The sequence below is a fragment of the Bacteroides bouchesdurhonensis genome (assembly GCF_900155865.1).
GTDB lineage: Bacteria > Bacteroidota > Bacteroidia > Bacteroidales > Bacteroidaceae > Bacteroides > Bacteroides bouchesdurhonensis.
The window spans coordinates 375,955-390,301 of record NZ_LT707006.1; the positions used below are offsets into that span (position 1 = coordinate 375,955).

Annotated in this window: 10 protein-coding genes; 3 read left to right on the forward strand and 7 right to left on the reverse strand. The window is 35.5% G+C overall.

Going from position 1 to position 14,347, the window contains the following annotated elements:
• Window positions 1–100: 100 nt before the first annotated feature.
• Window positions 101–679 carry a rubrerythrin gene (gene rbr, locus CZ225_RS01435; RefSeq protein ID WP_025076001.1) on the reverse strand — a complete coding sequence of 193 codons (579 nt, stop codon included), beginning with the start codon at window positions 677–679 and terminating at the stop codon, window positions 101–103.
• Between the two features lie 251 nt (window positions 680–930).
• On the opposite strand from rbr, the gene CZ225_RS01440 reads away from it, so the two are divergent.
• The gene (locus CZ225_RS01440; protein ID WP_077152734.1) at window positions 931–2,616 is read left to right on the forward strand and encodes a SulP family inorganic anion transporter; all 1,686 of its coding nucleotides are present in this window, start codon (window positions 931–933) and stop codon (window positions 2,614–2,616) included.
• Window positions 2,617–2,807: 191 nt separating this feature from the next.
• Here CZ225_RS01440 and CZ225_RS01445 read toward each other — a convergent pair whose 3' ends face one another.
• From CZ225_RS01445 to CZ225_RS01455, 3 genes are all read right to left on the reverse strand, one after another.
• Window positions 2,808–6,674, reverse strand: a complete 3,867-nt coding sequence (locus CZ225_RS01445; RefSeq protein ID WP_077152735.1) for a TIM-barrel domain-containing protein — start codon at window positions 6,672–6,674, stop codon at window positions 2,808–2,810.
• Window positions 6,675–6,704: 30 nt separating this feature from the next.
• Window positions 6,705–7,478: a radical SAM protein gene (locus tag CZ225_RS01450; protein WP_077152736.1), complete on the reverse strand. Its 774-nt coding sequence runs from the start codon at window positions 7,476–7,478 to the stop codon at window positions 6,705–6,707.
• A gap of 77 nt (window positions 7,479–7,555) precedes the next feature.
• Window positions 7,556–9,607: a helix-hairpin-helix domain-containing protein gene (locus CZ225_RS01455; protein ID WP_077152737.1), complete on the reverse strand. Its 2,052-nt coding sequence runs from the start codon at window positions 9,605–9,607 to the stop codon at window positions 7,556–7,558.
• A 155-nt stretch (window positions 9,608–9,762) separates the two neighbouring features.
• Here CZ225_RS01455 and CZ225_RS01460 point away from each other — a divergent pair, with 155 nt between their 5' ends.
• Window positions 9,763–10,338 (forward strand): DUF4294 domain-containing protein, encoded by a 576-nt coding sequence (locus CZ225_RS01460; protein WP_083714552.1) that lies wholly within the window; start codon window positions 9,763–9,765, stop codon window positions 10,336–10,338.
• Between the two features lie 87 nt (window positions 10,339–10,425).
• Here CZ225_RS01460 and CZ225_RS01465 read toward each other — a convergent pair whose 3' ends face one another.
• Window positions 10,426–10,953: an RNA methyltransferase gene (locus CZ225_RS01465; protein ID WP_077152738.1), complete on the reverse strand. Its 528-nt coding sequence runs from the start codon at window positions 10,951–10,953 to the stop codon at window positions 10,426–10,428.
• A gap of 489 nt (window positions 10,954–11,442) precedes the next feature.
• On the opposite strand from CZ225_RS01465, the gene nadA reads away from it, so the two are divergent.
• Window positions 11,443–12,381 carry a quinolinate synthase NadA gene (gene nadA, locus CZ225_RS01475; protein ID WP_077152739.1) on the forward strand — a complete coding sequence of 313 codons (939 nt, stop codon included), beginning with the start codon at window positions 11,443–11,445 and terminating at the stop codon, window positions 12,379–12,381.
• Window positions 12,382–13,030: 649 nt separating this feature from the next.
• Here nadA and CZ225_RS01480 read toward each other — a convergent pair.
• Both CZ225_RS01480 and CZ225_RS01485 read right to left on the reverse strand, forming a co-directional pair.
• Window positions 13,031–13,321 (reverse strand): DUF1493 family protein, encoded by a 291-nt coding sequence (locus tag CZ225_RS01480; protein WP_129585865.1) that lies wholly within the window; start codon window positions 13,319–13,321, stop codon window positions 13,031–13,033.
• A 526-nt stretch (window positions 13,322–13,847) separates the two neighbouring features.
• The gene (locus tag CZ225_RS01485; RefSeq protein WP_077152740.1) at window positions 13,848–14,291 is read right to left on the reverse strand and encodes a hypothetical protein; all 444 of its coding nucleotides are present in this window, start codon (window positions 14,289–14,291) and stop codon (window positions 13,848–13,850) included.
• Window positions 14,292–14,347: the final 56 nt, after the last annotated feature.

Consider the following 14,347-nt stretch of genomic DNA (forward strand, 5'->3'; position numbering starts at 1 on the left):
AAATATACACCTGAAAAGAGAAAGAGAAAAAACAGACAAAAGAAAATAAAGAAAGCCGCGATAGAGATCCATCGCGGCTTTCTTCTCCGTATATTACTTTTTAATAGTTTTCCTTCTTCACTTCGAAGTAAGCTTGCGGATGCAGACATGCCGGACAAACTTCAGGTGCTTCCTTACCTACAGTGATATAACCACAGTTACGACATTGCCACACCACTTCACCTTCTTTAGCAAATACAGTCATGTTCTCGATATTATTTACGAAAGCCAAATATCTTTCTTCATGACCTTTTTCAGCAATAGAGATATTACGATACATAGCAGCGATCATCGGGAAACCTTCTTGTTCCGCAACGTCTGCAAAATGAGGATAGTCCAATGACCATTCTTCGTGTTCACCAGCTGCAGCTGCGCGCAGATTTTCAAGTGTATTACCAATTACACCTGCCGGATAGCTAGCAGTAATTTCAACCATACCACCTTCAAGGAACTTAAACATACGTTTAGCATGTTCTTTTTCCTGGTCAGCTGTTTCTGTGAAAATAGCAGAGATTTGTTCGTAGCCTTCTTTTTTAGCAACACTTGCAAAATAAGTGTAACGCATTCTTGCCTGTGATTCTCCTGCGAATGAAGTTAACAGATTCTTTTCTGTCTGAGTTCCTTTAATACTTTTAGTCATAATTCTGATATAATTTAATTGATGAAAAACCAATTTATACGTAAGTTGTCGATAATTATATAATGCAAATATAAGATTTTTGTTCATAATCAGCACCTTTTTCTTTATTAATAAAAACTATCATCTCATTGATAAAACCTATCAACAGACAAATAGTATGTTCTAAAACATACTTATATGAATTATTTTATCTAATTTTGCAACCTCTACATTACAAAAGAGCAATAAATATACAAAGAACCTATAAAAAAATGAAGCTATTTGAATTTAAACCCAAACTGGTTTCTTGTCTGAAGAATTACTCAAAAGAAACATTTATGGCGGACCTGATGGCAGGTATTATCGTTGGTATTGTAGCACTTCCTTTAGCTATCGCTTTCGGTATCGCTTCGGGAGTATCGCCGGAAAAAGGTATCATTACTGCCATCATTGCCGGATTCATCATTTCTCTATTAGGAGGAAGTAAAGTACAAATTGGAGGACCAACAGGTGCTTTTATCGTCATCATTTACGGCATCATTCAGCAATATGGTGAAGCCGGACTGATAATTGCCACTTTGATGGCAGGTGTTCTTCTTATATTATTAGGAGTATTTAAACTGGGAGCTGTCATTAAATTTATTCCTTATCCTATTATTGTAGGTTTCACCAGCGGTATTGCCGTCACTATCTTTACCACACAAATTGCAGATATATTTGGTCTGACATTCGGAGGAGAAAAAGTACCGGGTGATTTCATTGGAAAATGGATCATTTATTTCCAGCATTTTGATACGGTAAACTGGTGGAATACGATTGTAAGCATTGTCAGTATCTTTATCATTGCCATTTCTCCTAAGTTTTCTAAAAAAATTCCAGGTTCATTAATTGCTATTGTGGTAGTGACGATCGCTGTATATTTAATGAAGACTTATGGCGGAATAGATTGTATTCCTACTATTGGTGATCGCTTTACGATCAATTCTGAACTTCCGGATGCTACCGTGCCAGCCTTAAATTGGGAAGCTATCAAAAATCTATTTCCGGTAGCTATTACTATTGCAGTATTGGGAGCTATCGAATCTTTGCTATCCGCTACAGTAGCAGATGGTGTGATAGGTGACCGACACGATTCTAATACAGAATTAGTCGCACAGGGTGTAGCAAACATTATAACTCCTTTATTTGGTGGTATCCCTGCAACAGGAGCTATTGCACGTACGATGACTAATATCAATAACGGAGGTAAAACCCCTGTAGCCGGAATTATCCATGCAGTAGTCCTGCTTTTGATTTTGCTATTTTTAATGCCGCTAGCACAATACATCCCTATGGCATGCCTTGCCGGAGTGCTGGTCATCGTATCTTATAATATGAGTGGATGGCGTGTATTTAAAGCGTTACTGAAAAATCCTAAGTCAGATGTTACGGTATTGTTGATTACCTTTTTCCTGACTGTTATCTTCGACCTGACAATTGCCATCGAAGTCGGGTTGGTCATAGCTTGTGTTCTTTTCATGAAGCGTGTCATGGAAACTACAGAAATCTCAGTTATCACTGATGAGATTGACCCAAACTCAGAATCTGATATCACCTTACATGAAGAACATCTGACTATCCCCCAAGGAGTAGAAGTATATGAAATCAATGGCCCTTACTTCTTTGGTATTGCTACCAAATTTGAAGAAACAATGGCACAATTGGGAGATCGACCGAAAGTACGTATCATCCGTATGCGTAAAGTTCCTTTTATTGATTCTACCGGTATTCATAATCTGACAACACTTTGTCAAATGTCTCAGAAAGAAAAAATAACTGTCATCCTTTCCGGAGTCAATGAGAAAGTGCATCATGTATTAGGTAAATCCGGTTTTTACGAATTGCTGGGAGAAGAGAATATTTGCCCCAATATTAATGTAGCGTTAGATAGAGCAAAAAACATTATTAAAAATAAGTAAGAGTTCTATAGATTATTTAGAAAAAGACCGATTACTTACTTCTTCAATGTATAAATGATCTATTTGCATAATAAAAACTGGTCCGTCCCACAGTTGTTTCCGTTGCGTCCCACATATATGGAACGAAGCGGAAACAACTGTGGGACGAAACGGAAACCTAGGTGGAACGAACCAAAACTAACAATTATGTTCTAGAATTGATGCATTCTTAACTGTTTATCCACCAATATTCCATCCTTTATCTGCCATTCAAACTTCACTTTTCGTTTTGCTTTAAACTTTAAGATGAACAGTTCTTCGGACCCTTCCAGTGATTCCTGCTTTCCTATATTAACAAATGTAGGATAAAGAGATTTCACTCCATTGGTATGTAAGCGGTCATATGTCAGGTTTTCCATCGTTTTCATATTCAACGGTTCAACACCTACAAACTCATAATCATTCTGGTCATAAGGCAAAGCAAAGCTAAACGCATTCACTGATTGTAGTTCGTTACCTTTTACATGGATTTCTACAATTTCATCTTTTTGATAGATTTGTTTTGGAGTAGTAATGGATAAAGAACCTGATACTTTTTGGACAGCTTCTTTATCAACCCCACCTTCCAGCTGTGTTGTTACTACAGAAATATCATAAGCATCAATCAGATTATTCATATTGATATCTCCTTTACTGATATATCCTTCATAATCAGAATCTCCACGACGTAATCCGGTATAATTCATATAAGAAGTCAGATCATTACGGTCTATCTTACCATCATTATTTATATCACCTTGCAAATAACTGCTGGTTCCAGGTACTTTAAATACATATATTTCACGACCTGAACCATAATTTCCAACACCTGCCGTAACAACTAGTTTAATGTATCGAGCAGAAGGATGTTCCGGGAAACTGAATACTTTTACATCTGCATTCCGTTGCCAGTCAAAAGCACCGGCTTCGGTCCAGTTCTCCTTATCCATACTATAGAATACGGTTCCCTTCAATAAGGTTCCATTTCCTGCATCCGTACGAGGTAAATAGTGGAATTTATCCAACTGATTGACTGTCTTAAGATCAATAATCAAATCCAATGGAATGGAATTGACACTATATTTTGTATGCCAAATATCTCCTGACTCAGCAAAGTCGAACAATCGGTTTACTCCGGCACCCCCTTGTGCAGCAGCAGAAGACTCACCTTCAATGCCATGTATAGCAAATTCCAACGGATTTTCTTTCGTCGTCACATGTAGTTCTGCCCAATCGGAAATACCGTCTTTATTAACAGCACGCACTTTGAAACTATAAGGTGTTTCTGCAGCCAGATCTTCAAATAACAATTCCGTATCTTTGATAGTGGTATAAAGCATACCATTAAATTCAATTTCATAATAATCAGCATTAGCTACTTTATCCCATGTTGGTTTCAAAGTATATGCTTCTCTGTTTTGTTCAGATACCTGGACATTTTGCGGAGCTGATAAAGCACCTGTTGTCACACGATAGCTGTTTGACGGTTCAAAACGGAAGCCTTCTACTTTCAACATTACCGGATTCACTGTTACATCTGTAGAAGCAAGTTTAACACGTAACTGAGGATTCTTTGTAATCACCACTTTTTCAAATTCACTTCCTTTGGTTGCAAACTTATTCAAGTTAGGAGCAGCCTCATACCAATAAACATTCTCTCCTTTGAGGAAATCATCAATAGTAGTCACTTCTGTCAATTTCACTCCTTTATTACCTATCTTTGCCACAAGTTTCTTAGGCTTTTCCGAAACATTGATACGTAATTCAGTCTTCTTTTCTTTCACCAATCCGTCAAAATCTCCTTTTACCGGATGTATGGTAATTGTTACACGATTCTTGTTATCTACATCCGATTCAATCAGGGTAGTGGCAAATCTTCCGTCTTTATATGCTTCTGTCACTCCATCATCGTCATACTCCACCATGGAAGAGTGCTGATTGGGATAGAATTCATAAATACGAAGAGAATGGTCTATTTCGGTCACATTATTATTGGGATTAGTCATCGGGATAATAGCTCCGTTTTTGACAAATACCGGTAATTTCCAGATAGGTGCATCAAAGTTATTTATAACACAGTTACCCTCATATTTCTCTCCACTAAAATAATCAATCCAGGCACCTTGGGGAAGATAGATACCATTACGAATATCATTCCCCTCTTTATCCCCTTTGGTAATTTGATAAACAGGAGCTACAAGAAAATCAGTACCATACATAAACTGGTACTGCGTTGCAGATCCATGTGTATAATCATTCGGATATTCGAGGAACATAGCCCGAATAAGAGGGAGCCCATCTACCGCTTCATTAGCATAACTATAAGCATAAGGAATCAATTCTGATTTCAGTTTCAAATACATCCGGTTGATAGATGCAGCAGGTTCTCCAAGAGCATGAGGATATTTCTCATTGGCTCCCCAACCATCCATGTTCAACTGCATCGGAGTAAATGTCTTCCACTGAAAATCACGAATATTAACCGCTTTATCCTTACCACCAAAGATTCCATCCATATCCGAACAGATATTCGGCTGGCCGGAAAGTCCGGAACCAATATATGTCGGTATATGAAAACGAATGTATTCCCAAACACCTCCGGTTTGATCACCTGTCCAGATTCCGGCATAACGTTGAGTTCCTGCCCAGCCATCCAATGAGATGATAAAAGGACGGGCATTATTTCCATAATAAGGCATGATATGACCTACATCTGCTACACCATTCAATCCGAAAGAATATCCGGAACCTACCCATGCTACATCAGTTTTCAGTACACGTACTCCTGCGTCACGAACTTCTTTAACTATATCACGTTGCAACAAAGCACTCACTCCCTCTTTAGGATGTAAATCCGATTGTGTCCATAGTCCGATTTCAACTCCATTCTCACGGGCATATTCACCTAACTTTTTCAAGTTATCAATATTTCCATCCAATGTTTCCGTTTGCCCGTAACCGGCACCGTAACCGTCATTCGGCAACAACCATCCAAGAGGCATATCCTGATTTTTATAACGATCAATTACCCCACGGGCAGAAAACTGATAGTTATTCTTTTCACCATTCAATGATTCCTTAATGCCCCCATTGTCTTTCTGACTCTCTTTATACCGTTTCCCGTCTTCAAACAAAATTCCATTCGGATCTTCTTTCCAATAGTCACGATTATAAGCATTCAAATGTCCTTCATAAAAACCAAACTTAGGAAGCAGCACCGGATTTCCTGTTAATTGATAAAAATCGTTTAACAAAGCAACAGCTCCGTCACTCACCATAAAGAAAATATCCAGATAGGGAGATTCATGAGACAATTTTACCATTCCTTTCTCTGTTGCACCAAAATCATATTCCCCTTTCTTGAAAGTATACCACATCATTCCATAACCATTCGTAGACCAATAGAAAGGAGTAGGTGAAGCTACTCCGCCATCTGTCCAACTATTTTGGTTCTCAATAGCGATTACTTTATTTTTATGAGAAAAACGTCCATTCTGCACACCTCCTCCATAAAAGTATTCTTCTGGCTTCTCTTTCAAAGTAACAGTTACTTTTTTAGGGTCAAATGCCACCGGAACCATCTCTTCAATGACGTATGCATTAGTTGCCAGATTAGCAACTTTCATTAAAGTTGTTTTCTTATCCAATTCAATACGTACTTTTCCAGTAGACACCGTAATGACATTTTCATCTCCTCCTATTTTAAACTGAGAAACTTTACGTCTGGGTTGGCCAACCAGTATCTGTGCTTCCGGAGTTGCTTCAGGATCACGAATAATACCTCCGGTAGGATCTCGAAAAATACGGAATATATTCTCTCCATAAAAATCGATTGTTATCCGTTGCTGATCGGACAACAATACTTCAAAAGTCGTAGGATTAATCTTTTTCACAGCAAGAATACCCGAAGTCTGCTGATTCTCCGTCAAAATACCATCTTTATTGTCCGTTACTGCAAATGTCTGCACTACCGGATACAAGAACAATAATACGAAGATACCTTTAAGATATCGTAAATAAGAAGAATAGGTGTTTTTCATTTTTATTATTATATAGTATAGTATCAAATATTAATAAGAAGCTGTAACCGGAATCCCCGTTTTATTTATCAATTCTACAATCCGGTCTAACTCTTCATGAGTAGCTTTCTGCAAATCATGATCCGGCGTTTCCCGATCAATTGTATAAATCATCACTTGTCGGGGGGCAATTTCTTTCACTGCCTCTAGCCAGGGAAGTACAAAATCATCTGTTGTATTATCCACATCTTTCCCAAGATAACTTCCTTTCAAAAACATAGTTTGAACAATACAATTCCCTTTGAACTCCTTCATCTTTTCAATGATCTGCCTCACTGAATATTTACCATTGGGACGATCCAATAAATGAATATACTCTTCATTTACCGTATCCAACTTCAGAATGTTATTATCTATCCTATTCAGTGCTTCGAAAACAGCCGGACGATTAATGAAGGTAGAATTACTCAATACACTTACTTTTGCATTCGGAAAATATTTATCTCTGAGAGCAAGCGTATCTTCTATAATTTCTGAAAAATGGGGATGAGCAGTCGGTTCTCCATTTCCTGCAAAAGTAAATACATCAGGAGTAGGTCCGTTTGCTTGCATATCTTTCAGCTTTTCTTCAAGAGCCGTACGAACTTCTTCACGAGTAGGAAAAGGTTTTCTTGCACGATGATCGGCATTGAAACCACATTCACAATAAATACAGTCGAATGAACAAACCTTGCCGTCTGCCGGTAATAAATTAATTCCTAAAGAAACACCCAAGCGGCGGGAATGTACAGGCCCAAAAATGGGTGAAGGATAGATAATAGTCATTTTATTTCAAATTTTGACAATTTACAGTTTGACATTTAAGCGTATATTCCCATACATCTTAACACTGCACAAAGATACTAAAACTTGATACGCAGTTGCATCTGTATATCCGCTTTTTTATTTCCACGAATTAAATCGTTACCGGAACCTATCTCATCCCGGTTTAAATAAGTAGTTTCTCCAAATTTAGTTATGAACATCCAATGCTCATTGAAGTCATAACGAAGGTGAGCAACACAACGAAATCCTTGTCCTTGAAACGAAGGAGTATAAAATGTATAAAGTAGTCCTTTCTCAGAGATATATACTCTCGAATCATAATCATCCGTATAAAAGTAACTGCCCTGAACTTCAGCAAACAGCCTGGTTCCGGACAGTCGATAAGATATCATCCCTGTAGCCTGATATCCTAGGCTAGCAGCTTTGTCCTGAGAATAAAAATGATTATATTCTAAAGTTGTACGAAAAGATAACACCTCATTTAAAGAATAGTTCAAGCGATAACGAAGTTGATGATGATAAATTGGAAGTATAATACTACCTTTAGTTCCTGACAGATCCCGCTCTTTTTGTTTATAACGGTACTTTAAATACATCGATAAATTTTTATGTGGAGAAAAGGTTGCCTGAATCAGAGCATCTATCCCATGAGAACCGGTTTTACTGATTCGATACTTTTTCCATGGAAAAGAAAATAAATCGCATGAGGCTAAAAAGTTCCAGTAACGAAAAGGGGAAGTTTCAACACCTAGATAATATCCCTGTTCATTCTGAACTGTACTTCCTTCTCCAAAAGAATGAGCAAACATCGCCCAATAATCAAACGAATAAAACCGTTGTATCAATACCAAATGAGTTCCTTCCATCAATGAATACTGAAAACGATTCAAAGAAGCCCAACCTTGTTTTCCTTTTGCCGTCTCTCCCTGAAAAGAAAAACGATGCCATTGATATGCATAATCAATACCTAAATTATAGAATTGATTACCATGAAGATTATACTTGGAATAGCCTGTTAATTCCGGTTCATAAGGATGGTTGAAAACATAGTAAATACCTGTGATTCCCAGATGAATATGGCTTTGTTGATAACTTATGTTTCCACCTGTTAATTGCAAAGTGAACAAGTTCTTTTTATCCGCTTCCTTTTGGCTTCGATGTAACCCCGCTTTATAAATAGAAGTTATCTTCCCGTCTGTTAATACTCCATCCATCGACCGATGTGAATAAAAGCCGGAAATATTAAGCTTTTCAGTAAGAGACACAGTAGCCGCCACTCCCCGGAAATAATTCATTTCATCTGTTGAAGAGTGCTTCTTGATACCCTTTCCTCTGGATGTAAATGAAGAAGCATAAACAGTCTTTCCCATCAGATAATCAGTGCTGACTACCAATCCTTGTCCAAAACTTAACCGATAGTTACCAACAGATAATGTTTTCAACCGACCGCAATTTTGTAGTAACAGATAAAATGAGTAATAATCATACCCATAGCCGTTATGTAAAGCTCCAAAAGGTTCTCCGGCATCCTTTTCTGCAACTACTCCGACATAAAGTCGATCACTATATCGAAATCCATATTTCACAGAGTTATAAACAGAAGGTCCCAGATAGGTATGTTCATAACCTTTTCGCTTATAAAACGGTATATCCATGCGAGTTAGCACTTCATGCTTTCCATACTTCAATGCATTATTCAACATACTTTTCCACTGAAAAGAAGATCTATTGTTAATTTCTTCAACACATACAAAAGGCAGTAAATATTGAATGGTTCGCTTATCCATCTCCTCTACTAACTGAAGTTCATAAAGAGTCTTCATCGAGCCATGTACATATACATAAGCCAATAAGTGTTCTATCTGCAAACCAGTTAAAAAAGGAAATTGTTCCAATTGTTCACGGGTAGCTGCATTCAGATTAACAGGTTCTTGTAAACGAACAGAAAGTTCTTCCAATTCATTTTCCCAATTCTGTTCATTAACAAAGTTATCAATATCATTATTAACAGATAAATCTTCGAGTACATCATCTAGAAGGCTCTCAGGCTGGTTTTGAGCACTACAAGCAGGAATAATAAACAGGCTGTTTATAATACTTATCAACCATAATAGTTGATTTCTTTTCATTTGAATTTATGTTTCATTTTCCTGTCGTTAGAGGAAAAAGTCCGTGAAGTTACTTTAAATAGGTTAATACCCCAATGAAAAACAAGAATAATAAAAAAGATATGAAGATAATATCTTATTTTTGTCATGTGAATAAACGACTTAACATATTATTAATGATAATGTTTGCTATGTTCTGTTCATTCCGTGTACAGGCTCAGGAAAAGCAAAGCATTAATGGATATCTGGTTCCAATGTGTATCTACGAAGGTGATACCATCCCTTGGATCCAGCTAAGACCTGTTTATATCTTCCGCCCATTAAAATTCAAAAACCAAAAAGAAGAAATAGAATATAACCGACTGGTACGAAACGTAAAAAAAGTATATCCTATCTCTAAAGAAATCCATCGTGCTATCATCGAAACTTACGAGTATCTTCAAACATTACCTAATGAGAAAGCTCGTCAAAAGCATATCAAGCGTGTTGAGAAGGGATTAAAGGAACAATATACTGCGCAAATGAAAAAATTATCTTTTTCCCAAGGAAAGCTGTTAATAAAGTTGGTAGACAGACAAAGCAATCAGACTAGTTATGAACTAGTGAAAGCTTTTATGGGACCATTCAAAGCAGGTTTTTATCAAACATTTGCTTCCTTATTTGGTGCTAGCTTGAAAAAGGAATATGATCCGTTGGGAGAAGATAAACTAACAGAAAGAATCGTCTTAATGATAGAAAGCGGACAAATTTAATGATACGTTATAAACAAGAATTATATGCTGGTTATTAAATGATTAACAGAGATATAAACCACTTATTAACCAGCTATTATCATCTTATCAACTAAGCTTTTTGAATAAATCCCAAATTACAATGCCTGTTGTCACAGAAACATTTAAAGAGTGCTTTGTACCATATTGGGGAATTTCTATACAGCCATCTGAATGGTCAATCACTTCTTGTTGAACACCTTTCACTTCATTTCCCATTACGATAGCATATTTCTTTGTTTTATCCAATTCCAATTTATCTAGCATAATACTACCTTCTGCTTGTTCGATCGAATAAACAATATATCCCTCTTTCCGAAGGTTATCAACTGCATTAACAGCGTTATTAACATACTTCCAATTTACAGTAAATTCAGCTCCTAATGCAGTTTTATGCATTTCCGGATGTGGAGGAACAGCTGTTATACCACACAAATAAATACATTCAATACGAAATGCATCTGAAGTACGAAATACAGAACCTATGTTATGCAGACTACGGATATCATCTAATACAACCACCAGAGGCAGTTTTTCAGCCTGTTTAAACTCTTCCGCAGTAATGCGGTTCAACTCAGTTATCTTTAGTTTTCTCATACAGCTATTTCATTTAATACATTCCGGTTACAAAAGTAATTCTTTTCTGTTAAGAGAGATGTTGATAACGGTTTAAAACCTGTCAAAACAATCAGCAAAGATTTTAAAAAATAATCCTTGCATTATTCAAAAGAAGATGTAGGAAGCCCCTCTTATGAACATTCCAAAAAAGTAAACTATAACTTTCTACCCCACCTTAAACATATTTTTCACCACTTTCATAGCTGTTTATATCTATAAAGTTTTTAACTTTGCAACTTATCAACAGGAAGTGAATAGCTTTTTTCTGTCTAGTCAGAGCTTTATGATAATGAAGTATATAGACAATATATTACCTATTTTTCATCCGTTCATAATGAACTAATAAAGTAGAAGCAGAAGCTAATAACTTATCTGACAAGAAAAACAGGATTTATCTTCTAACACTATTAACAGGCTATTATCACTAACAAAGGTTTTTTTTAAAAGGAAAGAAAAAAGAATATTATTATGAATGAACTAATAAAAGCTATTAACGAGCTGAAAAAAGAAAAGAATGCAATCATTCTGGGTCACTACTACCAGAAGGGTGAAATACAAGATATCGCTGATTACGTTGGCGACAGTCTGGCATTGGCTCAATGGGCAGCAAAAACGGAAGCGGACATTATTGTAATGTGCGGTGTTCATTTCATGGGAGAAACGGCAAAAGTGCTCTGTCCTGAAAAGAAAGTGTTGGTGCCCGACATGAATGCGGGTTGTTCACTAGCAGACAGTTGTCCGGCTGACAAGTTTGCACAGTTTGTCAAAGAGCATCCGGGGTACACTGTTATCTCGTATGTCAATACGACGGCTGCTGTGAAAGCGGTAACAGATGTAGTGGTAACTTCCACCAATGCCAAGCAGATTGTGGAAAGCTTTCCCAAAGATGAGAAAATAATCTTTGGACCGGATCGGAATTTGGGTAATTATATCAACTCAGTTACGAACCGTGATATGTTACTTTGGGACGGTGCTTGCCATGTGCATGAACAATTCTCTGTGGAAAAGATTGTAGAACTGAAAACGGAGCATCCTGATGCAATCGTATTGGCTCATCCCGAATGCAAAAGTACAGTGTTGAAACTGGCTGATGTAGTAGGTTCTACAGCTGCTTTATTAAAATATGCAGTAAACCATCCGGAAAAGAAGTATATTGTTGCTACTGAATCGGGTATTCTACATGAGATGCAAAAGAGGTGTCCGCAGACTACATTTATTCCAGCTCCTCCGAACGATAGTACATGTGGCTGTAATGAGTGTAGCTTTATGCGGTTAAATACGTTAGAGAAGCTCTATGAGTGTTTGAAGAATGAGTCTCCGGAAATTACGGTAGATCCTGAAGTGGCAAAGAAAGCTGTAAAACCTATTCAACGAATGTTGGATATTTCGGTAAAGCTGGGATTGTAATTGCATGGATATGAATAAATAGAAGATTAATAAGTTCATATCACAGTAGTAAAACGGTTTCCTTCATCGTCATATTTATGCATATTTGATTGATATATAGTAAATTACAATGAAGCTTCTTTTTTATGACATTTTAGTCAGTAAGTGTCTTCGTAATAATTACTTATTTTGACCAATAATGTAAATAAAAAGATACTTCATTATAATGGGTTGATATTTAGTGGAATAACTAAAAACATGACGATGAAGGAAAACCATTGTTCACTTGCTAAAGTAGCTACTTTTTATTAGAAAAAAGACTTCGATGTTTATATAAAACCATAGTAATGTTTGAAAAAAAGATCGAAGTGATTGAATTTAAACTTCCCATAGTTTTATTTTAAGTATATCTTTTGATGGAAAGATACGTTCAATCGGACACCATTTACCTATTGATTATAGTAAAAGAAGTGGTTGTTTTACTTAACTCTAGTATATCTTTTATCCAACTCTAGTATATCTCTTGCTTAGTTCTTCTATATCTTTTTACTTACTCTAGTATATCTTATTGAATATTCTTATAGGTGTTTTATAGAGAAAACTTATTTTGATGAAATAAAAAGTAAATAGCATAAACAGTTGCAATAGGTGAATTAGGAATGAAGCAATATCAAACTAATATTCCTTTTTTTACCCCTTGCTCTAAATCTCCGAGTGTTATTTTCTTCTTAATTTTTTTCTTTCGTTTTAGGAGTAAGTTCAATATCATTGGAAATATCCAATCTCCTTCTGAATCAAAATACTCTTCAAAATCAAACTTAGCAATATTAACATCAAATTTTTTGCTAAATGAATTGATAAATTCGTAAGCATCGTCTCCTTTAAGTTTTAAATCTTTTACTAGATCTGTTTCGTGACTAAATTTACCATTCCATCGTTCTTCTTCAATAAATTGAATAATTTGTTTCCATACACTGGATTTATTTCGTTATCTTTTACTACCTTAATCTGGTCCTATAATAGGATAGAACAAATAGTGCTTGATTTCCGAAGTCTGTCTGAAATGTAATAAACCAAGAATATTTCCCTGTTTGTCGTACCCTGTTCGTTGAGTCGATATGCGTTTAATGAAAGATTATTTCCTTTTCTATAAGTAGTATTTTTCAATCTTACCAATTTGATATGTATGAATTTATATTCTTTTATAATAGGTTTATTTCCCGTTTTCTATATCATGTGATATTATAATGGGAAGTTCTATTACAGTTGCATTGATGTAGAACAACGTCTCAGTGAAGTAGGGATTTGAAATAATAGATGATGCTTATTATGCAGTTGTTAAATATATCTTCATCACTTTTTTTATAAAAAATACCTTGATATAAATTGTCTATAATTAAGCAACCTATATCAAGGTAATACAAAAATTGTAATTATATAGAATGTAAACTGATAGTTATTAAGTTTTATAAAATAATGCAGTGAAATTATTCTTGATATTTTGTATATATTATTTTGTAATTTCCTGTTATATTAGCTACTATATTTTTTTCTGGAATACTAAAATCCCAATTACAATTATAAACATCTTCATCTTCTGAAATAGATGTAATAATATTACAAAATATATTAACTAAAAGATTATTTTCAAAATGAAGTTTTAAATCATATTGTGGAGTTAATTCGTAATATAAGAGCTTTCTTCCAATTAATTTTTCTGCATTTTTATTCATATTTCCTATTATCGGTGTTCCATCATCCCAACTAGTTGTTATGACAATTCCATTATCTTCAATTCTCCAAGTGCAATTAATAGTATAAAATGCTTTATTTTCAAATTCAATTATTAAGATAGAACCAGCACCACCACCGGTTCTGCTATAAGTAACTGTTTTATCAATTGCTTTTGATAATAAATTTTGTATATTCATTTTATTGATTTCTCGAATATTAATATATGATGATAATAATTGATTGTCATAGTATT